This window comes from Rhabdobacter roseus, from assembly GCF_014202275.1.
GTDB lineage: Bacteria > Bacteroidota > Bacteroidia > Cytophagales > Spirosomataceae > Rhabdobacter > Rhabdobacter roseus.
In genome coordinates this window covers 18,948-40,080 of sequence record NZ_JACHGF010000018.1, presented here as the reverse complement: position 1 = coordinate 40,080, position 21,133 = coordinate 18,948, and the positions used below count along the sequence as shown (strand labels likewise).

At 52.8% G+C, this 21,133-nt stretch carries 20 protein-coding genes; 4 read left to right on the top strand and 16 right to left on the bottom strand.

Annotated features, from left to right (window positions below):
* Positions 1-26 precede the first annotated feature (26 nt).
* The 9 genes from csm2 to HNQ92_RS27390 all read right to left on the bottom strand — a co-directional run bounded on the left by csm2 (position 27) and on the right by HNQ92_RS27390 (position 7,976).
* Positions 27-443 (bottom strand): type III-A CRISPR-associated protein Csm2, encoded by a 417-nt coding sequence (csm2, locus tag HNQ92_RS27430; RefSeq protein WP_184179641.1) that lies wholly within the window; start codon positions 441-443, stop codon positions 27-29.
* A complete protein-coding gene (gene cas10, locus HNQ92_RS27425) occupies positions 427-2,997 on the bottom strand; it encodes a type III-A CRISPR-associated protein Cas10/Csm1 (RefSeq protein ID WP_184179638.1) in 2,571 nt (856 codons plus the stop codon). The genes csm2 and cas10 overlap by 17 nt, the downstream gene beginning before the upstream one ends.
* 10 nt (positions 2,998-3,007) lie before the next feature.
* Positions 3,008-3,685, bottom strand: coding sequence for a CRISPR-associated endonuclease Cas6 (locus HNQ92_RS27420; RefSeq protein ID WP_184179635.1), 678 nt, complete (start codon positions 3,683-3,685; stop codon positions 3,008-3,010).
* Between the two features lie 209 nt (positions 3,686-3,894).
* The gene (locus HNQ92_RS27415; protein ID WP_184179632.1) at positions 3,895-4,599 is read right to left on the bottom strand and encodes a LytR/AlgR family response regulator transcription factor; all 705 of its coding nucleotides are present in this window, start codon (positions 4,597-4,599) and stop codon (positions 3,895-3,897) included.
* 23 nt (positions 4,600-4,622) lie between these two features.
* A complete protein-coding gene (locus tag HNQ92_RS27410) occupies positions 4,623-5,375 on the bottom strand; it encodes a GNAT family N-acetyltransferase (protein WP_184179630.1) in 753 nt (250 codons plus the stop codon).
* A 66-nt stretch (positions 5,376-5,441) separates the two neighbouring features.
* Entirely contained in the window at positions 5,442-5,873 is a 432-nt protein-coding gene (locus HNQ92_RS27405; protein ID WP_184179627.1) for a VOC family protein, read from the bottom strand.
* A gap of 13 nt (positions 5,874-5,886) precedes the next feature.
* Positions 5,887-6,396, bottom strand: a complete 510-nt coding sequence (locus tag HNQ92_RS27400; RefSeq protein ID WP_184179624.1) for a hypothetical protein — start codon at positions 6,394-6,396, stop codon at positions 5,887-5,889.
* Between the two features lie 24 nt (positions 6,397-6,420).
* Positions 6,421-6,897: a copper resistance protein NlpE N-terminal domain-containing protein gene (locus tag HNQ92_RS27395; protein WP_184179621.1), complete on the bottom strand. Its 477-nt coding sequence runs from the start codon at positions 6,895-6,897 to the stop codon at positions 6,421-6,423.
* Between the two features lie 14 nt (positions 6,898-6,911).
* Positions 6,912-7,976 carry a sensor histidine kinase gene (locus tag HNQ92_RS27390; RefSeq protein WP_184179618.1) on the bottom strand — a complete coding sequence of 355 codons (1,065 nt, stop codon included), beginning with the start codon at positions 7,974-7,976 and terminating at the stop codon, positions 6,912-6,914.
* Between the two features lie 254 nt (positions 7,977-8,230).
* On the opposite strand from HNQ92_RS27390, the gene HNQ92_RS27385 reads away from it, so the two are divergent.
* Together HNQ92_RS27385 and HNQ92_RS27380 are read left to right on the top strand one after the other, a co-directional pair.
* Positions 8,231-8,863 carry a dioxygenase family protein gene (locus tag HNQ92_RS27385; RefSeq protein WP_184179615.1) on the top strand — a complete coding sequence of 211 codons (633 nt, stop codon included), beginning with the start codon at positions 8,231-8,233 and terminating at the stop codon, positions 8,861-8,863.
* Between the two features lie 94 nt (positions 8,864-8,957).
* Positions 8,958-11,336: a TonB-dependent receptor gene (locus HNQ92_RS27380; RefSeq protein ID WP_184179612.1), complete on the top strand. Its 2,379-nt coding sequence runs from the start codon at positions 8,958-8,960 to the stop codon at positions 11,334-11,336.
* A 139-nt stretch (positions 11,337-11,475) separates the two neighbouring features.
* Here the strand turns inward: HNQ92_RS27380 and HNQ92_RS27375 are convergent, their stop codons facing one another.
* The 6 genes from HNQ92_RS27375 to HNQ92_RS27350 all read right to left on the bottom strand — a co-directional run bounded on the left by HNQ92_RS27375 (position 11,476) and on the right by HNQ92_RS27350 (position 16,969).
* Positions 11,476-11,685 carry a hypothetical protein gene (locus HNQ92_RS27375; protein WP_184179608.1) on the bottom strand — a complete coding sequence of 70 codons (210 nt, stop codon included), beginning with the start codon at positions 11,683-11,685 and terminating at the stop codon, positions 11,476-11,478.
* Positions 11,686-11,925: 240 nt separating this feature from the next.
* A complete protein-coding gene (locus tag HNQ92_RS27370) occupies positions 11,926-12,477 on the bottom strand; it encodes a DUF6624 domain-containing protein (protein ID WP_184179605.1) in 552 nt (183 codons plus the stop codon).
* A 236-nt stretch (positions 12,478-12,713) separates the two neighbouring features.
* A complete protein-coding gene (locus tag HNQ92_RS27365; RefSeq protein WP_184179602.1) occupies positions 12,714-13,877 on the bottom strand; it encodes a site-2 protease family protein in 1,164 nt (387 codons plus the stop codon).
* On the bottom strand, positions 13,867-14,502 hold the full coding sequence (locus HNQ92_RS27360) for an HAD family hydrolase (protein WP_184179599.1): 636 nt from the start codon (positions 14,500-14,502) through the stop codon (positions 13,867-13,869). The genes HNQ92_RS27365 and HNQ92_RS27360 overlap by 11 nt, the downstream gene beginning before the upstream one ends.
* A 54-nt stretch (positions 14,503-14,556) precedes the next feature.
* Positions 14,557-15,510 (bottom strand): acetyl-CoA carboxylase carboxyltransferase subunit alpha, encoded by a 954-nt coding sequence (locus HNQ92_RS27355; RefSeq protein ID WP_184179596.1) that lies wholly within the window; start codon positions 15,508-15,510, stop codon positions 14,557-14,559.
* Between the two features lie 31 nt (positions 15,511-15,541).
* Positions 15,542-16,969, bottom strand: a complete 1,428-nt coding sequence (locus HNQ92_RS27350) for an MBL fold metallo-hydrolase RNA specificity domain-containing protein (RefSeq protein ID WP_184179593.1) — start codon at positions 16,967-16,969, stop codon at positions 15,542-15,544.
* Between the two features lie 391 nt (positions 16,970-17,360).
* Between HNQ92_RS27350 and dacB the strand changes: the two genes are divergently transcribed.
* A complete protein-coding gene (dacB, locus tag HNQ92_RS27345; protein ID WP_184179590.1) occupies positions 17,361-18,860 on the top strand; it encodes a D-alanyl-D-alanine carboxypeptidase/D-alanyl-D-alanine endopeptidase in 1,500 nt (499 codons plus the stop codon).
* Between the two features lie 201 nt (positions 18,861-19,061).
* The gene (locus tag HNQ92_RS27340; protein WP_184179587.1) at positions 19,062-20,372 is read left to right on the top strand and encodes a porin; all 1,311 of its coding nucleotides are present in this window, start codon (positions 19,062-19,064) and stop codon (positions 20,370-20,372) included.
* Between the two features lie 72 nt (positions 20,373-20,444).
* Here the strand turns inward: HNQ92_RS27340 and hslV are convergent, their stop codons facing one another.
* Entirely contained in the window at positions 20,445-20,984 is a 540-nt protein-coding gene (gene hslV / locus HNQ92_RS27335; RefSeq protein WP_184179585.1) for an ATP-dependent protease subunit HslV, read from the bottom strand.
* Positions 20,985-21,133 lie beyond the last annotated feature (149 nt).

The window sequence follows — 21,133 nt, the reverse complement described above, 5'->3', positions numbered from 1 at the left end:
ACATTTAATAGATTTATTTTAAAGTTTTATTCACCACCTGCTGCTTTATGGTAAGCAACAATCGCTTCTAATACATTAACAAAGTTTTGAAAACGAGCACGATCCTCACTTATCCCTCGAATTAAAGGGCTTAGAAGATCGTAAAGGTCTTTAAGTTTTGTTTTATTCTTGTCGCGCCCAACCGCATAAGCAAGTTTAGGCTCGAGGAGAAGCACTTCGCCAGATAAGCCGTCAAAATCAGCTTGTATCCTTTTAATTGCACCAAAAAAACGCCGAAGTTGGGATGTGGAAACCTTGTCTTTTGTTATTCTATCTTTGCCAGATCGATTATTCTCCTCTTTATCGGGCTTGGCTAGATAGTCGCCCCATTCTTTGAGTAGACGAAGGTCTTTTATTCCTTCAGTTAAAATTGTTATAGAAATTTTATCAGGCATATTCTTCATAAGTTTTAGTTGATTTTTTAGTATCACGTATTTCTAATTCTGCCCAACGCATTGCTGTTGCAAAGACCTCAAAGCGAAATCTGTTAGGATGTAGTTCTGTAAATAATAATAGTTGAATTCGCGCTAAGGCATCTCTTTTTTCGCCTTTAGCATTCTTTAATCTTTTTGCTAGGTTATACGTACATTGCCATTTCCATGACGAGTCTGGTGTAAATGGTATATTTAATCTTTTTGCTTCTAATTCAGCTTTAAGATTGAACTTGTATATTTCATAATAACTAAAAAGCTGTTGAAGCAATCCTTTTGAAATATAGCCAGCTTCTAACCAGTCAACTAAAATATTTTTCCATCTTACTACATTTGGAAACTCATCATCCCAGTTAATAGTGATACCAAATAAGTAAAGAGCATTTTTTGCTTGACCATTGAATCGATGATTTTTTGCTGCTTCTTCCGCTTCGCCTGCAAGCTCGGCAGCTTTGGCAAGGGGAAATTTGGGAGTTATAATAGTTATGCCTGCGGAAAGCGTGATGTCTGAGCGACCTGTAAAGCGTTTGAATTCACGCTGAACCTCATCAGCGAATAATATTATAGCGTCCCAGCGTCCTACAGCAAATAAATCGTCACCACCAGAGTAAATGATGTTTACCCAATCTCGATAAGCTTCTCTTTGCCGTAAAATGTTTATATATCCGCTGAAAAACCAATCTAGTTGCCCAGATAAGGTAGCATAAGCTGAAAAGCTTGCTTTATCTTTATTAAATCCCTTGATAAATAACTGGCCTAAATTATCTACGTCCATACGTAAAACAGCCAAGCGATGGTAATTTTTATCAGGGGCTTGTGCCAAATCTTCAAATGTTTTCGGAAGATTGGACGATTTCATTGCAACCTCGCTGCCACCATAGAAACGAAAGGAATAGGAAGCCAGTCGTGCTGAAACGGGTTTAATAAAGTCAATTTCTTTTTTTACACTAAGGCAGACATTGGTATTCTCGGTTTGTAAAAGTTCATCTAAAATCCAAAAACGACCATTGTCTAACGATATAAAGTTTGGTTCTTCAGAAAGATTAGCTTGATATTGATGACTTTGAACTATAAAATGGTGATTGACCAACGCCTCACCAATTTTTTTCTGCTCGTAGATTTGAGGCGAAACCGTTACATCATCGTCAATTCGCTTTTTGCCTTGTTCGATCTCGTTTCCCGAGATAGCACAAATATCAAAATTGCCACCATGATCTAGTGGTTCAAAGAAACTATTGAAGTCATTCAATAAAAGATCTCTGAATTTTTGAAATTTTTTTTCGGAGGTTTTTTCAGATACGTTTTTCCATAAATCTCCTAATTGATCCGAGCCGTTTTGGGTCAGTATTTCACGTTTTCCTAGATCATAAGCAAAAGCTTCATAACCTAAACATATATATAAACTCCCTTTGTATTTATCCCATATAGCTTTTTTGAGAGATTGTTCGTAGCTACTAAGAGTGTTTCTTACATTTTGGGTATTAGGTAAAAGCATGTAAAATTTTCCGCCGCTACTATAAACAATATGACTCAGAGTTGTATGCGTAAGTCGAACCAACTCACTGGCAATACTATCGAGCATCAACTGTAGAGAAAAGGAACGTCCTTTTAGACTTTTGGCTGCATATTTAGACGAGATATTATAGATAAATTTTTGGATGCCTGATAAGTCTACGCAAACGAGGAGAAGTGGGAAATGCCCTTTAACAAGAGAAAGACGCCGCTCATATTTAATTGCATCGGGTTGCTCTACATTATAGTCATATAGACATTGAGCAATGGCTGCTGTAGTTTTTAGATGATGAAAAAGACTATTATCAGCAAAATCAATGGTAGATGCTGGAATACACCAAGTATATTTTTTTAATAAATAATAGAGGGTTTCGCAAAAGACTTCGCGGTTGTCTGTAGGTAGTTGTTTAAATTCTTGTTGAAATTGTTCCCAAAGCATTTGATAGTGATGTTGAGACACACCAGCCTCGTATTTCTCAAAGGAGGGTAAAATGTTATCTGTCAGCGACAAAGCACTTAAACCAAAAGCAGTTGCTTGTTTAGGCATTGAGCTATTCACTACATTTAAGTTTCCGAAAATATTAATGAGTGGCTCCTCTTTGAATTTAAGCTTTCCTCTTTTTATTTCATTGTGATAATCATTCGCTTGGGACCGATCAATACCGCTCGCCCACCAGTCTGCTAATTGAATAAATGCCTGTATACGACTCGTTGGCTTATGATGATGTATTGATACATTTGTGAGGTTATCCAAAGCGCTGCTTGGATTTTCATAAATCCCGAGCTTTTTGAAAATATTCTCATGGGTCTCAAAGAATAGCTGCGTCCAAATGACATGTTGATACTTAGGATAACCGTCTTGTGTGGTAGGGCAGATATTCCCAATGTTTCCCATAACGCTTGGATAGAGAGCTATGCCCTTTGACTGTTGATAGCCGTCATCCGCGCGCTGCCAGAACTTGCCAATGTCGTGGAGTAGAGCCGCCAGGTAGATGATGTCGCGTGTGTTTGCCATTCGATTAGGTTTATTTACGATCTTTAATTTGACTCACCGTTCCGAACCCCAGGCTTACGCCTTTGCCCAGACCCAGGTAGTCGGGCAGGAAAACGTTGCTCCGAAAGCGGAGGTCGAAGGCCATGAGTTTTTGTTGCTTGTAGGGTACGAGCTTGGTTTTCAGGATGTCGTCGATTCGGAGTGAGATAGTTTTATCTACTTGCCAGTTGACCCCTTTAGCAAACGACAAAATATTGCCAATCAGAATCTTTTCCAAAAAGGTGATGCGTTCAAGATCGTTCTGGATGAGCTGGTAGGCCTGGTAATTTTCCTGGCTTAGAGCCAGCCAGTTGTACAGCCGGTATTGAAAGGTCTTCTCCCAAACCTGAAGCGTGTACTGATGCATTTGTAGGTTTTTGACCGTCAGGCTCAGGGGGCGTTCGCCGAGCTTGATATCGAGACTACGGTTGTTAAATAAGTGATGAATGTCGTCCACGCCGTAGTCTATGCACACGATGCCGGGATTTCGACCGATGCGCTTGTACTGGATAACCGAGTAGCCGTAGAGGAGCTCCCGGTCATTGAGGTGGTTGTGAAATAAAATGTTTTCAAGGCCGGCTTTGGAAGCCACGGCACCCCGAAACGCCGGAATTTCGTAGGCCTCAATTTCGGCGTCGAATTGTATACGGAGGAAACGTATCTTTTTCAACGGTTATGGATAGGGGAGAGTGAGCGGGTAAACTACAATAATAGTGGGGCAATTTATTTGCCTCAATCCTTTTTGTTGAATTAAAGTAAGAAAAATTAAAAGTCTATATAGGTACCTGAGCGCCACGACAGGGGTTTTTGTCTAGCTCAGGTAGCTTGGCAACGGGGGGCCTAGGCGGAGAGGGCGCTGTTCTGATGACAAGGCCCAAACTACCCCCGCCCCACCAACGCCTCTATTTCTTCCTTGTAATTTCGGCCAATGGGGACGGGATTCCCGTTGATGATGAGCCGGTTGCGCTCGAGGCGGGTGATGCGCGAGACGGCTACGATGAAGGATTTGTGAACCCGCACAAACTGGCTGGGCGGAAAGATGGCGTGCATGGCTTTGAGGGTACCTTTCAGCACGATCTGGCCCGCGTCAGTATAGATGATGGCGTAGTCTTTCAGGCCCTGGAGGTAGGTTACGTCAGCCAGGTTGAGTTTGATTCGTTGGGTACCGCTTTTGACAAAAACCGTCCCCAGGGAGGCGCCGGTTTCGAGCTGGGTGTTTTGCTCTTTTAGCGCCAGAAACTCCCGGATTTTTTCGATGGCTTGCCGGAAACGGGCGTAGGCAATGGGCTTGAGCAGGAAGTCGATGACGCCCAGCTCGAAGCCCTCGTAGGCGTAGTGGCGGTAGGCCGTGGTGAATACCGTGAGGGGCGGCTGCGGGAGGGCGCGCAGGAAATCGAGACCGTTCAACTCGGGCATTTCGATGTCCAGAAACAGCACGTCGGCCTCGTGGTGGCGGAGGTACTCCAGGGCGTCTTGGGCGTGGCCAAAGAGCCGGACCGAGCGCACGCAGTCGAGCCGCTGGAGGTAGTTTTGAAGTACCTCCCGGGCCAGGGGTTCGTCGTCGATCACTACGCAGCGGAGCATATTTTTGGATTGAAAAGGCTAATTTATACGGTTTTAACGGAACCTGCCAGCAAGTACCCAGCTACTTTCAGGCCCGCTTTGAGTAGAGCAGCACGGGAGGCTTTATTATGCATGGCACAGCGCGCAGCCGGTACCCGCCCCGCCCGGTAGCACTCTTTTTTCACTTCCTGCAAGAGGTACGTGCCCCAGCCTTTTTGACGGTGCTCTTCGACGACTTCCATGAATAAATCGGCAAACGGAAAATTGTAGTGCCGTAGAAAGCCACCCGTAGCCACCACCTGCCGGTTCCATTCCAGGACGTAATCCCCGATGGGCTCGGTCTGGTGGGCAAAAAGCCTCTCGCCTTCCCGGCGAGGCCGAAACCTCACGCCGGGAGGAGAGTAGTGAGTAGCCAGGTGGTCTTCAAACAAAATAACCTCGGCGTTGACGTTTTGCGCAAACTCGTAAAGAAGAGGCGAGAGCAAAGGGTCGTTGCTTTGGCACTCGATGAAGGTAGCGCCCGAAGCCTGCACCAAGGCCGCAAAACCAGCCGTAGCCAGGTGGCGGTAGGCGGGCATGAGGTAAAATTCAAAGACGGTATCCCGGTCGGTGAGCTGCTCTTTGCCCTTGACCGACCCGTAACCGACCACTTCCTGAGCCAGGAGCAGCGTATAAGAGTCGGTCCAGCCGCGTTCGTGGCAGGCGTTGTAGCGTATCTGTACGTTGGTTTCCTGCAAAAACAAAGCCCGAAAAGGCAGGATAGCTTCCAAGCTGGACCGGATGGCCTGGATGTCCATGGGGTAGAATGTCGTTTTGAATTTAAAAAAAAGTAAAAGGTACGAAAAACACCGATTGGCAGGTGGCTAAGGTACTTTGACCCAGCCACCCTGAGGCTGCGGTAGCCAGGTCTGGCCGCGGCTGTCGAGCCAGGGGCCGTAGGGCTGATCCGGTTTGGGCTCGGCTCCGAAGCGAAGCACATTGCAATCCAGATCTTCTATCTGTAGTTCGTAGGCCCAGGCGTAGTTGGTGGGTGGGTGCCTGATTTTGGCTCCGTGCGCCCGGTATTCGTCGTGAAGGGCGTCTGCGTCACCCACGCCAATCCAGACCCAACTACCCGGATGCCCCTGGTCGGAGGAAGTGAGCATGAGATGGCAGTCCCCGCGCGAGACGGAAGCCATCACGCCAGGGTCATGCCAGTCGAGCTGGAAGCCAAGTACTTTTTGGTAGTAATCGAGACTGGCCGCGAGGTCCTGGGCGTACAGAATGGGCGTAGCCGAATGAAAGTTGATTGTCATAGGTCGTTTTGGTTTAGTTCGTAACCCGGTTCAGTGTATAGCTTAGGTAGTAGTCGCCGACCCGAAAGTTTCGCTGCTGATCCAACACAAACAGCACGTTGTCGTCGCCTTTTAGCAAGTAGACCGAAACGTCCGGCCGGTCGGAGTCTAGCTGAATTACCACGGCCTCCGGGTCGGTGGGGATACCCCGTACCAGCGCCCAGGTACCTTCCCGAACGGAGCGGTTCAGCCGGTAGATCGTTGGCTGCTGGGTCGCCGGATCGTGGTACAGGGTCAGGCGCCACTTCATCTTGACGCAGTCCGGCCGTGCGGGCTGCTTCCAGTCTTTATGAATTTCGGCGCAAGGAAACCGCCCGTCAAAAACCCCAAACACCGCTGGTCCTTCGGCCACGGGGGTACGGGAGGTAGTTTGGGTAGGTACATTGGTAAGTCGGGCTTCGGTAAGCCGGGCTTCCTGAGCCGCGGCGGGTAAGGTACCTAGAAGCCAAAGAATGGGCAGTAGGAGTAAGTGATTCGTTTTCATGGCTTTGTATTTTTTTTTGGTAAATCACTTTTTTCGGTTGAGCGTGTAGCTCCAGCCCCCGTGGCCAATCATGAGCTTTCCCTGCGGGTCGAGGAGGTGCAGCAGCTGGTCGTTCAGCTTTACAAAGGCGAGGCGTGCTTCCGTGGGGGTACTTTCTGCCAGGCGATAGATCTCCCGATTTTTGGCGTCTTTCTGTGTTACCCATTTTCCCTCTTTCTGGCCTTTGGCCTGGGTACTCGTAAAACCCGTGGTGGAAGGCTGCGACAGGCCATAGGTGTACTGGAGCTGGTAAAAAGTAGGTTGTTGATGACGCGGGTCGCGGTGGAGCGCCAGTTCCCACCGGATCATTTCGCAGTCGGTCGCGGCTGGGATACCCAGCATGGTGCGCGGCAGTCCGTCGCAGGGGCTGGTGGCCACAAACCGGGTGGGCTCGGGCGAGGGGCGGCGGGCCTGGACCAGGCTGAGCGCCAGCAATAGCGTTAAGACAACTGGTTTTTTCATGCAAAAGAGTCGTTTTAGTTCAGCGAAATATTCAGGGCCACTTTATAGACGCCCGGCTGCTCCTCCGTGTGGAGCGTATGCCGGCCGGGGTACAGCAGTTCGAGCCGCTTACGGAGATTCGCCAGACCGATGCCCCCCTTGGCACTGGGGGGACTGGTGGTGGGTTTGTTGTTTTCTACGGTCACCTTCACGGCGTCGGGCTCCAGGTCGATCTGGCCGTGCAGCCAGGCCTGCCGGGCCTGCTGGCTGATGCCGTGCTTGAAGGCATTCTCGATCAGCGGCAGCAGCAGCAGTGGGGCTATTTCCTGGCCGTTGGGACTGCCGTTGATGCGGAGCGAAATATCGGGCTGGTCGCCGTAGCGGAGCTTTTCCAGCTCCAGGTAGTTTTGCAGGTACCTGAGCTCCTTTTCCAGCGGCACGCGGCTGTCGTCGCTGTCGTAGAGCATGTATTCCATCATGTCGGAGAGCTTTAAAACCACCTCCGGGGCCAGGTCCGACTTACGAAGCGTGAGCGCGTAGAGGTTGTTAAGGATATTGAACAAAAAATGCGGATTGATCTGCGAGCGCAGGAAATTGACTTCAGCCTGCAATTTCTCGACCGTGATTTGCTGCAACACCCGCTGCTGCTCGTACCAGTCGATACTCAGCTTCAGGGCCACCATGAGCGCCAGGTACCAGAGCGTACTGAAAAAATTGTAGGAGACCGACTCGAGCCAGTTGCTGTTGCGCATGGGCCCGATGACGTAGCCGTAGAGGTAGTAGTCGAAGAGGCACTGCACCAGCAGGTACCCCAAGATAGACAGCAACACCCACGCAAAGTACCGCCCGTAGCGCTTGGTCATGAGGTACTTGGGTAAAAAATAGTGGAGGTTCAGATAGGCAATGCCGATGAGCAGCAGGATGCGGCCCGTCACGCATAGGGCAAAGTATGACAGGCTGGCTTTGTAGATCAGGTACCTTTTTTCGTACAGAAAAAAGCCCGTGACCAGTACCCAGTAGGCCGTATGGACCAGCGCGTACTTGGCCGTGACGCGGCGGTGGGAAAGCGGAAGTTGGAGGGGGCGGTCCAGAAAGTCCATGCGATCAAAGAAAATGCGTGAAGGTACCTGTGTGCTATTGGCTTGTAAATGACTATAAAAGACAGGACTATGCGAAATTATATCGACCAACGACCCAAAAAGTAGAGCAACGGAAAGGTACTTGTGCGCTCGTCTATTTTTCGGGCCGTTGCTCTACTTTTTTTGTAGAAGCTCCCCGCTTGCGCTTGCTTTGTGAAGGTCTTGGGAAAGAAGGTTTTTCATAAAGTACCCCCTAAATATAACCCCTTTTTGTCATGAAGAAAGTACCTCTTATCGGGTTGCTGGCGCTGCTGAGTGTGCCACTGGTTTTTGGCCAAAACAAAAAAGTAGGTGGCCCCTGCGAGGGCTGCGAGGCTATTTACGAAAACAAAGTACCCTTCGAGAAGCTGAAAAGTACGGTACTGCTACCCGACTTAACCTGGGAGGGCAAAAAGCCGCTGGGAATTAACGGCACCGTGTACCAGGCCGACGGTAAAACGCCCGCGGCGGGCGTGATTCTGTACATTTACCATACCAACGAGCAGGGCTACTACCCCAAGAAAGGCGACGAAAAAGGCTGGGCCAGGCGGCACGGGTACCTGCGCGGCTGGATGCGCACCGACGAGCAGGGCTTCTACAAATTTGGCACGCTGCGCCCGGCCCCCTATCCCGACGGCTCCGAACCCGCCCATATCCACCTCGTGGTGAAGGAGCCGGGCCTGGACGAGTACTACCTCGACGACTTCCTCTTTGACGACGACCCCCTGCTCACGCCCGAAAAGCGCCGGAAACTACCCAACCGCGGCGGGAGTGGTATTCTGGTGCTCCAAGACGTAGGCAATATGTACAAGGCCGAGCGCAACATCTACCTGGGTCGCAACATCCCCAACTACCCCGCTAAGCCGTAGCCTGTAGTATTTTTTTACGCCAAGTACCCTCCCGGTGAGCAGGGCTGGGCGAAGACTGTGCCTACAAACCAAGATCCCTAAGCATCTACTAGCCATGAAGTACCTTTTTGTATTGTTGCTAGGCGCGTGTTTTGCGTCGGAAATAATCGCACAAGTTCCTGGTAGTCAGGTTGCCGTGCTGGGGCGTGTGCTGGATTCGCTCAGTGGCAAGCCCGTACCGTTCGCGACGGTCGCGGTGTTTCAGCAAGAGCGGCTCGTCGAAGGGACCCTCACCGACAGCCTGGGGTACTTTGCGTTTCAGACGTTGCCGTTGGATACTTACTACCTGGCGGTGAGTGCCGTGGGGTACCGTCGTTTTCAAACCGCACCCCAAACGTTGGATGCCAGTCAACCTACCTGGCAAGTAGGGGTCGTGAGGCTGGCTCTGGAGGCACAAAACCTACAAACCGTGACCGTGCGCGGACAAAAGCCCCTGATCGAGCAACGGGCCGACGGCCTGGTTTTCAACGCCGAGAGCCTGCCGACCGGCGCCGGGAGCGATGCCACCGACCTACTGCGCAAAGTACCCCTGCTCACGGTAGATGCCAACGGTGGGCTCTCGCTGCGGGGTAGTTCGCAGCTTCGGGTTTTTATCGACGGGAAGCCGTCGGAGGTTTATGCCTCCTCGGTGGCCGATGCCCTGAAGGCCATTCCGGGAGAGAGCATCGTGAAGGTGGAAGTCATAACGCATCCCTCGGCCCGCTACGATGCCGAAGGTACCGACGGCGTGGTACACATCACCACCCGCAAAAGTCGCGACAACGCTACCAACGGCAACCTGAGTGGCGTACTGGGCAACCGCAGCGAACAAATCATGGCCGATGTACATACCAAGTACCAAAAATGGCTGCTGAAGGCGGATGGTTTTTACCAAAAATACTGGAACCGCAACGGCTCGGTGCTGGAGCGAGAGACAGGTACCTGGGCCATGCGGCAAAACAACGAATCCCGGCAACGGGGCGACTACTTCTTTGGGGGCCTGAACGTACTCTACAGCCTCGATTCGCTTCATACCCTCAACGCCGGGTACCGGCTGCGCTGGTCGCCGTACCGCACGCACACCGTTTCGGATTACTTTTACGCCGAAAACGAACCCAAGGTACCTACCTTTCGGCGGTACATCGACAGCCCCGTGGGCAACAACGGCCATACGTTCAACCTGGGGTATACGGGTACCTCGCGCGACAAGCGGAAGGAATTTTCGCTGCTGGGTATGTATTTTCTGTTTGGAGGAACGAGCCGCTACGCGCTGGAGCAGTTGAGCGGGGAGGAGATGATCGATTACCGGGAGAATTTTCGTAGCCAGACCCACAACCGGGATCTCACGCTCCAGGCCGACTATGCGCAGGCGTTCGGCAAGCAACTAAAATGGGAGACGGGCGGCAAGCTGATGCAAAAAAAGCTGGCGAGCGACAGCGAATTCAGAATTTATGATTTTGAAAAACAGTACTATAGCTACGATGCGATCCGCTCCAACGCTTTTTCGTATCAAAGTGCCATTTATGCATTGTATACCCAGCTCAGCCTGAATAGGGCCCACTGGACGCTCCTGGCCGGAGCCCGATACGAGCACACATCGCTGCGGGCGGTGTTTCAGGATACGTCCCTTCAGGTACCTTCTTTTCAGAACCTGGTGCCCAACCTCCTGCTCAGCCGGAAGCTGGGGGCGCAAAGTACCCTCAAGCTGAGCTATACGGTGCGGTTGGTCCGGCCCTATTTTTCGCTGCTCAACCCCACGGTCAACAACGCCGATTCGCTCACGATCCAGTACGGCAACCCCTACCTGCGGCCGGAAAGTACCCGGCGATACCAACTGAGCTTTACCCGCAATGCCCCCAAACTCTTTACGGATGCGGCCCTGTTTTTCAACCAAAACCACAATAGCTTCGAAAACGTCCGGCTGGCCCGACCCGACGGCGTTTTTGAAAGTACCTGGCAAAACCTGGGGCGGAATCGGCGACTGGGCCTGTCGCTCAATCTGAGCTGGAAGCCCACCGCAGCGCTCAGCCTAGGAGGTACCCTGACGGCCCAGTACGTACGGCTGGAAAGCCCGGCGCTGGGTACCTCCAACGCGGGCCTGATGCGGATCGCCGTCCTGAATGGTACCTACAAACTACCCCAGAGCTTCAGCATTGATTTTTACGGGTACTTTGATGCCAACCAGGTACGGCTGCAGGGATACCGAAGTGGCTGGAAATACTACAGCCTGACCGTCAGCAAAAAATCAAAAAACGAGCGAGCCAACGTAAGCCTCCGTATGGATACCCTCCTGACGCCCCACACCTTCATCCGGGAAGAGACCGTCAGCGATTCGTTTCGGCAGTTACAAAGCCACCGTTACCAAAACCAGCACCTCCGGCTGAGTTTTTCGTACAAGCTCGGCAAGAAAGAAATCAAAAGCCCGCGGGTGCGGCAGGTGGAGAACCCGGAGTAGGAAATGATACGTAAAATGGATTGGTAATTTATTAGATAGCCTGTTTCCTTGAGGCAAGAATAGCTTTGAAAGTAGGTATATCTGCGATAGGTATTTTTGGAAAAGGGATATTTTGGTATCAATGAGCACCAGCAATTGCTTACGATGGCTCATTCAGCAATTGATCCATATCGTCATCACTCATTCCCCGGTTTTCCCAGATAGCATCTGCTGCTTTCATAGCCTTTTCGGCGTAAAAACGGGAAAGTACTAATTTTAGCTCCCTGAGTTCGCCATCAGACAAATCAGTTCCAAAAAGTTTCAGAAGCTCCATTTGAGCATTACTTAATGGATATTTTAAGGTATTCATGCCGACTGATTACGTTATAAAACCTAATACAAAGATACTAACGATAAATTGGAATAGCGCGATCAAGCTCAGTGCCTTTTTTTGACAATTATGTTTGGTCCAATGTATAGGTGAGAGCTCTTCTTGGTAAGAATTGATAGGGTAACACACTAGGCGCTTGATGGCTTCCAAGGGTACTTTTTCTTGACGACTAAACAGACAGCTATCGGGTAAAATCCCGTGGGATGCGGCTCACCTGTTTTAAACCCAGCCCACTTTTTTTCGCCAGGCCATTGCTTCTTCATCCTGTGGTAGCTCGACGGTATTGCCGCTCGCTTCCACCAGACTGGCCTCGGCGAGGGGAGGTAGTTTAAGTTCCGCTCGAAGCTGGTTCACGGCCGCTTTGTTTTCCACGGGGTACCGTTGGGTTTCCGTATCGTATTGGGTACCGTACCGCTGGGGGCGGCCTTCAAAATAGCAGATGCGGTCGTGGAGGTAGGCCAGGTTTTGGGGGTTGAGGTCGTCTTGCATGCCGAGCATGAGTTCGTAGCAAGCTTTCATGAAAGCGGGTTCCCCGATCGAGTGCTGCACGATGAGCCAGGCCGCTTCGCTGGCTTCATCACCCACCTTCGAGCGAGTGGGCCAGCCGATTTCCGCTATGATCTCTTGGAGCCGTGCGGCATTGGCCCGGTGTACGGCTTCCATTTCGGGGTTGTACCCCTCCGATAACCTACCTTCCGCCAGCAGCTTTTCCCGCACGGCCAGATCATACTCAGCTAGTTGGATAAGCTCCTGAGCCAGTTGTGTATACATGAAGGTTTTTGTTTCAATAGCCTATTATCAGCTAAAAGTACCCTTTTTTTAGGGAATCATTATTCACTGCGCAAGTGCTTTACCGGATTCAGGAGCGCGGTTTTGATGCTTTGGTAACTGACCGTGAGAAAGACAATCAAATGACTAGAGTGGCCCTATCAGAATGAATACTCCCCCTTTTGAACGCCAGTGGTAGTAAGCCGCGCTCAGCCAGGGTACTTTAGAAAAGCGAAGGGTCAGAGAATAATAAAAGGCCGGGGACTGAAGCAAAGCACGAAGACGATCAGCGCCAGCCAGCCCAGCAACATCCGCGAAGTACCCAACGGCTCGTTTTCGGGCGTTTCGGGATGGTAGATCCCCAGAAAACGGCCCAGAATGAACACGAACGGGAGAAAACCGGAGTAGCCGTCCCAGTCGGGGCGCAGGTAGGCCAGAGCAAATTGCCCCACCACCACCACCAGGCTCAGCATCATGCCCGTGGCGGCGTTGTCGCTCAGTTGCCGGAAACAAATGAAAAGGAAGAAGATGTAGAACACCAGGTACCCCAGTAGGGTATAAAAGGCTTCGTCGGTACCGACGGCAAACTCCTCGGCCCGGAACAGGCCAAAGCCCGCGTAGAACGCAAAAAAGACAAACAGAATGGGGGCCACCAGGTCGAAGCGTCTTTTGCCAATGAGCCCGTAGAGAATATGACCGCCGTCCAGCTGACCAATGGGGATGAGGTTGAGCGAAGTGAAAAAGAGCGCCAAGTACCCCGCAAAGATGTAGGGGTAGTGGATCATCTCGTAGGCATGAGGGAGCCGCGTAGGGTCTGCTACGTAGGTCTTGAACAGCCAAAACAGGATGTTGTCACCCAGGGCCAGGGCCCCTTGCTGGTTTTCATAAACAAACTGGGGGTAGTTGAGGCCGTAGGTCTCGTATTCGGGGTGGATCGTGAAGATATGTTCGGGCGGGGGTAGGTGCGTGAAGCCGTACCAAAGTACCCCCAGCGCGGCCACGAAACCCGCCAGCGGACCGGCAATGCCGATGTCGAAGAATTTGAGGCGCGAGCGCACCGGGGACGTAATGCGGATAAAGGCCCCCATGGTACCGATGCTCTGCGTAAAGCCAAACCAAAGCGGGATGTAGTAGGGGAGAGTGACGCGCACCTGATGGTACTTGGCCGTGAAGTAATGCCCAAACTCATGTACCGTAAGTATACCCAGAAACGGTAACGAAAACTGTAACCCCTGCCAAAACTCGGCCCAGCCCAGTGACTTGCTCAGGTTTATGTTAAAAAGGGTACCAACCAGCGGAAATACATTGCCAAACATCCACTCGGCACCGGCCAGGGTAGTAGTAATGAGCGTAAGTACGAAAAGAAGGCCCTGAATCAGGTAGGTGCGGGTGTTAGGCGACATAGTCTTGGAGGTAGTCCAGGATCGTGAACGGTTTCTGAACGTGAATGGTTTGGATGCCCAGGGAAGCCGCCGCCCGAATATTGTCCAGGTTGTCGTCGAGGAAGAGGGTTTCTTCGGCTACCAGCCCGGCTTGCTCAAGTACCCGCTGGTAGATGGCGAGGTCGGGCTTCATGAGGCCCATTTCGTAGGAAAGAAAAACGGTTTCGAAAAGCTCCGTCAGACTAGGTACCCCCGCGACCTGCTGCAAGATCCGGTTGACCTCAGCAACGTGGATGGAGCTGGTATTGCTGAGCAGAAAAAGCCGGTAAGACTGGCCCAACCGCTGGATCAGCTCCACGCGCTCGGGCGGCAGGTCCAGCAGCAGGGCGTTCCAGGCCTTATCGATGGTGGCTTCGTCCCAGTGTTCCTGCCGAAGCAGCTCCCGCACGTAGCTACGGAAGCCCGCGTCGTCGAGATGGCCCGTCTCAAACTGCCGGAATAGCTCTTTTTCCTGAAAAAGCTCAATGAGTTCATCTTCTTGCTGTTGGCTCAGCTCGGCAAAAGCCCGGGCGGTGCGGGGTACATCGATGTTGATGATGACATCGCCCATGTCGAAGATGATATTCTTAATTGCGTCGTTTTTCATGCTGCTAAGTTAGGTCTGCCCCTGATGGGCCGGGCCCGTTTTATCAAGTACCGGTTATTCAATCACCACCCCCATGGCACAGAATTTCTCGATGCGCTGGTCGATGCGCTGCTCGGGGCTGAGGGTCGAAAGATCGCGGAGGGTTTCCGTAATGACCCGTTTGATGATGATGGACATGGCCTCGTGGTCGAGGTGGGCACCGCCCAGCGGCTCGGGTATGATGCCGTCGACGAGGCGGTTTTCTTTCATGTCCGTTGCCGTGAGTTTCAGGGCTTCGGCGGCTTCTTCCTTGTAGTCCCAGCTACGCCACAAAATAGACGAGCACGACTCGGGCGAAATCACCGAGTACCAGGTATTTTCCAGCATCAGCACGCGGTCGCCGATGGCGATGCCCAGGGCTCCACCCGAAGCTCCTTCGCCAATGACGATGCAGATGACGGGTACTTTGAGCATGAACATTTCCTTCAGGTTGCGGGCAATGGCCTCGCCCTGGCCGCGTTCTTCGGCTTCCAGGCCCGGAAAAGCCCCCGGCGTGTCGATGAGCGTGACGATGGGTTTATTGAATTTCTCGGCGATTTTCATCAGGCGTAGCGCCTTGCGGTAGCCTTCGGGGTTGGGCATACCGAAGTTGCGGTGCTGACGCTGCTTCGTATTGCGGCCCTTTTGCTGCCCGATGATCATCATGCTCTGATCGCCGATGCGCGCAAAGCCGCCGATCATCGCCGGGTCATCCCGGACCTGCCGGTCGCCGTGCAGCTCAATGAACTCGTCGCACATCAGCTGAATGTAGTCGAGCGTGTAGGGGCGGTCGGGATGGCGCGATAGCTGCACCCGCTGCCAGCGGGTGAGGTTCTCGAATATTTCTTTGCGAAGTCTCTCAATGCTGCTTTCGAGGGAAGAGGTGGCTGCTGACACATCCACTTTATTATCTTCCGCCAGCCTTTTCATTTCGGCGAGTTTGGATTCTAACTCGGCGATTGGTTTTTCAAAGTCGAGGTATGTTCTCATTTTGTCTGGGTTGAGGGTAGTGGGGTTGGGGTCATAAGTCGTACGACTGGCCCCGGTCCGGAATTTCCACTTGCCCGTAGCCGATGGTTTGCAGTGTTTCTTTGAAATCCAGCATGCTCTGGTGTTCACCGTGGATCAGGAAAATCTTTTTTAGACGCTCCGTATCCTGCATTTTTACAAAATTCACCAGATCGTCCCGGTCTCCGTGACCGCTAAATACGTCAATTTTTTCAATATTAGCCAAGACGGGATGTTTCTGACCCTGGATAATGATGTTATCCTGGCCGTTCATGAGCCGCCAGCCCAGGGTACCTTCCGAGGCGTAGCCAATGAGCAGAATGGTCGCGTAGGGGTTACCAATATTGGCCGCCACGTGGTGCTCCACGCGCCCGCCCTGTACCATGCCCGAGGACGAAATAATGATGCAGGGCTCGTTGTAGTTCGAAACCGCCCGGCTGGCGTCGCTACTCTCGAGGTAGATCAGGTTCTCGAAGTCAAAGAGCATGTCGTTGGAATTCTGAAAAGCCCGGGCCTCCTGGTTGAGCAGGCGGCTGTATTTCTGGTACACACGGGTACTGGCAAAGCCCAGCGGGCTGTCCGAAAAAACTTTTAGGGGCGGCAGGTTGTGCTCGACGTACAGGCGGTTGAGGGTGTACAGCAAGGCCTGCGTACGCCCTACGCTAAAAGTAGGGATGATGAGCCTACCCGGTATCTCCACACACGTGCGGTGAATGACGTCGATCAGGGCTTCCTCGGGCGAGCGTTGGTCGAGGTGCAGGCGGTTGCCGTAGGTACTTTCGCACACCAGGTAGTCGGCCTGCGGCACGGGTTGCGGGTCAATGAGCAAGGGGTAGTTTCGTCGGCCAATATCACCCGAGAAACAAATGGTTTTCTTTTCGCCGTTTTCCCAGGCTTCGACCAGGATGTGAGCCGCTCCCAGCAAATGCCCCGCCGCAAAGTACGTCACCGACACGTGGTCGGCGATGCGGTAGCGCTGCCCATAAGCCACCGGCACAAAGTTTTCCAGGGCGTCATTGACCTGTTTTTCCAGAAAAAAATCGCGGGGTACGTCTTTGGGCTTCTTGCCCCGCTTTTTCTTACCGCCTCCCTGCTGCTGGGCGTTCAGGCGTTTTTGGTGCAGGAGGGCCGCGTCTTTCAGCAGCAGCCCGGTGAGCGCAAAGGTGGGCTCGGTACACACCACCTGCCCCTCAAAACCTTCCTTGTAGAGGTTGGGGATGTTGCCGCTATGATCGATGTGGGCGTGCGTGAGCAGCACCGTGTTCACCAGGGTGGGGTCAAAAGGGAAAACACTTTTTTGCTCGTCGAAGAGTGCTTTCTTCTCCTTTTCGTTCAGGTCAAAGTTGGAGCCACAATCAATTAATATACGGTAATCATCCACTTCCAGTAAGTACATGCTACCAGTCACTTGCCGGGTGGCTCCCCAAAATGTCAATTTCATATTCTATATACTAGACGATACGTGTCTTTTTTCGTTTTTTTGTCAAAAATCAACCCCTCCTTGCCGTGTCGAAAGGATAAATGGATCTAATACGTTACGAAGAGAGGGTTTGGTAAAAAACGTTTATTACATTCACTACTCACAACTTGCCTTCCAACCCAGATGCCTATCCTGCCTGCTACTAAGGTACTTTGTGAGCAGTCGGAGCGGTCCCGCTGGCTCTTATGCCCTGATCCGGCAGCCCTGGTATTCTTTCGCCCTGACATGCTTTTGGGCATAAAGTGTGCAAAAGTACCAAAAAAACGGTGCAGATTACGCCGGGGCCAGCTGGATTCGGCAAGAAATGCGTTAAGGGGGGTACTTAAAAGGGTTCTATTATTGATTCGATCACATGAAATACTTCCTGATTGGTTTATTTACGGGCTTTTTTCACGTCTTAAATGCCCAAACCGTTGATTCCTCCGCCCTGGCCCGACTCACAGATGCCGTCGTGGAATTACAGAACAGCGAGCTGATGCGGCACGGTACCTTGGCTTTCTGCCTCAAACCCGTGGCGGGCATTCCCGTGGCGGGCACTCCCGTGGCGGGCACCCGGCCGTTGGTGGCACTGAACCACCAACTGTCGCTGCCGTCGGCCTCAACGCTGAAACTCGTCTCGACGGCCAGCGCGCTGGCCGTGCTGGGCGGTGATTATACCTACAAAACGTACCTGGAGTACGACGGACAAATTGTGAACGATACCCTGCGGGGCAACCTGTACCTGCGCGGCACGGGCGATCCCTCCCTGGGCAGCGACCGCTTCAAAGAGTACCCCAACGCCACCGCGCTGCTCAACCGCTGGGTCAACGTGCTCCGCAAGGCCAACATCCGCTACGTGCAGGGGAGGGTCGTGGCCGATGCCTCCTTCCTGGATGATAAGGCCTTGGCCGACAGCTGGATCTGGGGCGACATCGGCAACTACTACGGAGCGGGGGTACAGGGGCTCAACTTCAACGAAAACCTCTACCGGGTGTTTTTTCGGCCTGGCCGTAACGTGGGTGATCCGGCGGAGGTGATCCGAACCGAGCCCACGCTGCCTTACCTGAACCTGACCAACCGCGTCACGACGGGCCCCACCGGCTCGGGCGACCAGGTCATTATCTATGGGAGTCCGCGGAGTAACGAAGCCCTGCTCACGGGTACTGTGCCGCGCGGGGTGCCGACGTTTTCGGTCAAAGGTGCCCTGCCCGATGCGGCGCAGTACGCCGCTTACGCCCTGCGCGAAAGCCTGATCTCGGCGGCTATCGGGGTAGGTGGCGGGCCGATGGTGCTGGAAGCCGTAAGTACCCGCAAAAGCACCCGTACGGTGCTGGACGAATACGCTTCGCCCACGCTGCGCGAACTGGCGCAGCAGACCAACTGGTGGAGTATCAATCTCTACGCCGACGCCTTCCTGAAAACGGCCGCGAAAAAACTGTCCGGCAAATCGGAGTTTGACGACGCCGTCGAAACCCTGACGGCCTACTGGCGGGGCAAGGGAGCCGATGTGCGGGGCTTTTTTATCAAAGACGGGAGTGGCCTGTCGCCCTCGGGCTCGCTGACGGCCCAGAACCTCGTCGAGATCCTGAACGCCGCTACCAAAAACAACGCCTTTCCCGATTTTTACGAAAGCATAGCCGTGCTGGGCGAAACCGGGACGGTGCGAAACCTGGGGAAAGGTACCCGCGCGGCGGGGAATGTCCGCGCCAAAAGCGGCTCCATTGGCGGCACCCGGGCCTACGCGGGCTACGTAACCACCCGCTCAGGTGAGCGGCTGAGCTTCTCGATGACCGCCCACAAGTACGATCCTAAAAGCAGCCGTCTGGTGGGGCAGGAGCTGGTACGTTTGATGGTACTTATGGCCGATTTGTAGTTGCCTGGGCACCTCATCACGAACGCTTTCACAACGAAGAAGGGGGTACTTGAGGTACCTCTTTTTTTACGGAAGGTACTTTTAAGTAAATAGATAGCGCGGGTTTGGTATACTTTTCTAAGGGTATCCTAATCCAATAAAAATGGCTGAAAAGGAGGCTTGGCCTATTTTTGCCCCCGCTTGCCGCTAACCATTGAGCTCATGAAAGTATTCTTCCGACTTATTTTTCTACTTTTTCTGCTATCCACCGCCCATGCCCAAACCCCCGAGCCCGCCGACACCCTCACCAAGCCCAGCCCGGCGGTGGAGCGGCTCAAATACCAGCAGCAGCCGGGCCTGGCGTTGGCAGCGTCCAAGATTTTCTTCTCCGACAAAAGGTACTCCATCAGTGGCTTCGGGGAGTTCAATTTCGTGAACTACCAGGGTACTAAAAATACCAACAGCGGCGACATTGAGCTTTACTACACGAATCTGTACCGTTACGCTACTTTTTTTGGGTACCGCATTACCGACAAAATCATTTGGAACTCGGAGTTTCAGATTGAGTACCTGCACGATGGTACCCGCGAAGGCCGACACGAGATTGTGGTAGAAGCCTTCGTGGATTTTCTGGTGTCGGACTACTTCAAGGCGCGGGTGGGATTTTATCCGCTGCCGATTGGCTACGTCAACAACAACGACGAGCCCGTGATGTTCTATTCGGTGAACCGCTCGGAGGTGGAGCGGCTCATTACGCCCACGACCTGGATTGAGCTCGGGGCCATGTTTTACGGCAACATCACACCTACGTTCTCCTACGCGCTGGGGGTGTCGCAGGGGCTGGACGCCGCGCAGTACGTGAGCGGCACCTGGATCCGGCAGGGGCGCGACATCCGGTTTGGAGTACCCCGCTCGCTGTCGCTGGTGCCGCAGCTTAACTACACGGGCGTGCCGGGCCTCACGGTGAGTGCCTCGGGCTACGTGGGCAACTCGGGCCAGGGCGCGCGCGTGGAGGACGACGCCGGCGAAAGGCAGATCAAGGCACCCATTCGGCTGGGGACGGGCTACGTCAAGTACGACTGGATGAACCTGCGCTTCGTGAGCGTAGGTACCTACGGCACCCTGGGTGACACCTACCCCATCTACCAGCTAGGGCTACAGCAAGCTGGCCAGGGACAGGTACTTGGGCAGGAAACATTCGGGTACTTGTTTGAGCTCGGGGTGGATATATTACCCTATTTCCGGAAAAGTACCCCGCACGAATCGCACCAAAAAAACTGGCTGTTCGACCGCTCCGAAATGAAAGTACCTTTGTTTGTGCGCTACGAGCGACTGAATACCCACCGGAAGGTAGACGAACGACTAACTACGCTCCCCCGCGTGCAGAACGACCTCGACATCCTAACCGTGGGCGCTAATTTTAATACGCGCGAGAATATCGTTTTTAAAGCCAACTACCAGTTTCGTACCAACCGCAACCGGGCGCTGCGGGAGCCGCATATTCTGGAGTTTGGGATGGGTTTTATCTTTTAACCAAAAAAAGTACCTCCGCAAGTACCTGTACAACAAGGTACTTGCGGAGGTACTTTGAAAGGGTACTTGGGGCTATTGAATTTGCTCGACCACCAGGTTGTGGTTGGTATAAATGCACAAATCACCGGCAATGTGCAGGCCCTCGCGCACCATATCTTCGGCCGATAACTGCGGGGCGTGTTTTTTGAGCGCCAGCGCCGCCGACAGCGCGTAGTTGCCGCCCGAGCCAATGGCCGCGACGCCATTTTCGGGCTCCAGGACATCACCCGTACCCGAAATCACCAGGATTTCGTCTTTGCTGGCGGTAATCATCATGGCCTCCAGCTTGCGCAGGTAGCGGTCGGTGCGCCAGTCCTTGGCCAGCTCAATGGCCGCGCGCTTCATGTTGCCCCCGTAGGCGTTGAGTTTTTCTTCAAATTTTTCCAGCAGCGTAAAGGCATCCGCCGTGGAGCCCGCAAAGCCCACAAGTACCTTGCCCCCCATGAGGGTACGTACTTTCTTGACGTTGCTTTTGGCCACGGTATTTCCCATCGTAGCCTGTCCGTCGGCTCCCAGGGCCACGGTTCCGTTGTGAAGTACCCCCAGAACGGTAGTAGCGTGTATTTTTTCCATGAATTGAGGTTTAATAACAAGCATAATGTACTAACTGATTCGGCTCCCAACCGCGCACGATCAGGAGCCGAATCAGTTAGTATAACTGGAAAAAAACGGGGAACGTTCAGGTACCTTAGGTACCCGCCAGGCCCGTGGTGGCTTGGCGA

What these genes read in the sequence shown, in the direction of transcription:
- HNQ92_RS27360 (WP_184179599.1), bottom strand. Translation starts at nt 14,502, where the DNA reads ATGAAAAACGACGCAATTAAGAATATCATCTTCGACATGGGCGATGTC.
- HNQ92_RS27405 (WP_184179627.1), bottom strand. Translation starts at nt 5,873, where the DNA reads ATGACAATCAACTTTCATTCGGCTACGCCCATTCTGTACGCCCAGGAC.
- HNQ92_RS27390 (WP_184179618.1), bottom strand. Translation starts at nt 7,976, where the DNA reads ATGGACTTTCTGGACCGCCCCCTCCAACTTCCGCTTTCCCACCGCCGC.
- HNQ92_RS27380 (WP_184179612.1), top strand. Translation starts at nt 8,958, where the DNA reads ATGAAGTACCTTTTTGTATTGTTGCTAGGCGCGTGTTTTGCGTCGGAA.
- HNQ92_RS27340 (WP_184179587.1), top strand. Translation starts at nt 19,062, where the DNA reads ATGAAAGTATTCTTCCGACTTATTTTTCTACTTTTTCTGCTATCCACC.
- HNQ92_RS27350 (WP_184179593.1), bottom strand. Translation starts at nt 16,969, where the DNA reads ATGAAATTGACATTTTGGGGAGCCACCCGGCAAGTGACTGGTAGCATG.
- HNQ92_RS27400 (WP_184179624.1), bottom strand. Translation starts at nt 6,396, where the DNA reads ATGAAAACGAATCACTTACTCCTACTGCCCATTCTTTGGCTTCTAGGT.
- csm2 (WP_184179641.1), bottom strand. Translation starts at nt 443, where the DNA reads ATGAAGAATATGCCTGATAAAATTTCTATAACAATTTTAACTGAAGGA.
- HNQ92_RS27365 (WP_184179602.1), bottom strand. Translation starts at nt 13,877, where the DNA reads ATGTCGCCTAACACCCGCACCTACCTGATTCAGGGCCTTCTTTTCGTA.
- hslV (WP_184179585.1), bottom strand. Translation starts at nt 20,984, where the DNA reads ATGGAAAAAATACACGCTACTACCGTTCTGGGGGTACTTCACAACGGA.
- HNQ92_RS27370 (WP_184179605.1), bottom strand. Translation starts at nt 12,477, where the DNA reads ATGTATACACAACTGGCTCAGGAGCTTATCCAACTAGCTGAGTATGAT.
- HNQ92_RS27355 (WP_184179596.1), bottom strand. Translation starts at nt 15,510, where the DNA reads ATGAGAACATACCTCGACTTTGAAAAACCAATCGCCGAGTTAGAATCC.
- dacB (WP_184179590.1), top strand. Translation starts at nt 17,361, where the DNA reads ATGAAATACTTCCTGATTGGTTTATTTACGGGCTTTTTTCACGTCTTA.
- HNQ92_RS27385 (WP_184179615.1), top strand. Translation starts at nt 8,231, where the DNA reads ATGAAGAAAGTACCTCTTATCGGGTTGCTGGCGCTGCTGAGTGTGCCA.
- HNQ92_RS27395 (WP_184179621.1), bottom strand. Translation starts at nt 6,897, where the DNA reads ATGAAAAAACCAGTTGTCTTAACGCTATTGCTGGCGCTCAGCCTGGTC.
- HNQ92_RS27410 (WP_184179630.1), bottom strand. Translation starts at nt 5,375, where the DNA reads ATGGACATCCAGGCCATCCGGTCCAGCTTGGAAGCTATCCTGCCTTTT.
- HNQ92_RS27375 (WP_184179608.1), bottom strand. Translation starts at nt 11,685, where the DNA reads ATGAATACCTTAAAATATCCATTAAGTAATGCTCAAATGGAGCTTCTG.
- cas10 (WP_184179638.1), bottom strand. Translation starts at nt 2,997, where the DNA reads ATGGCAAACACACGCGACATCATCTACCTGGCGGCTCTACTCCACGAC.
- HNQ92_RS27415 (WP_184179632.1), bottom strand. Translation starts at nt 4,599, where the DNA reads ATGCTCCGCTGCGTAGTGATCGACGACGAACCCCTGGCCCGGGAGGTA.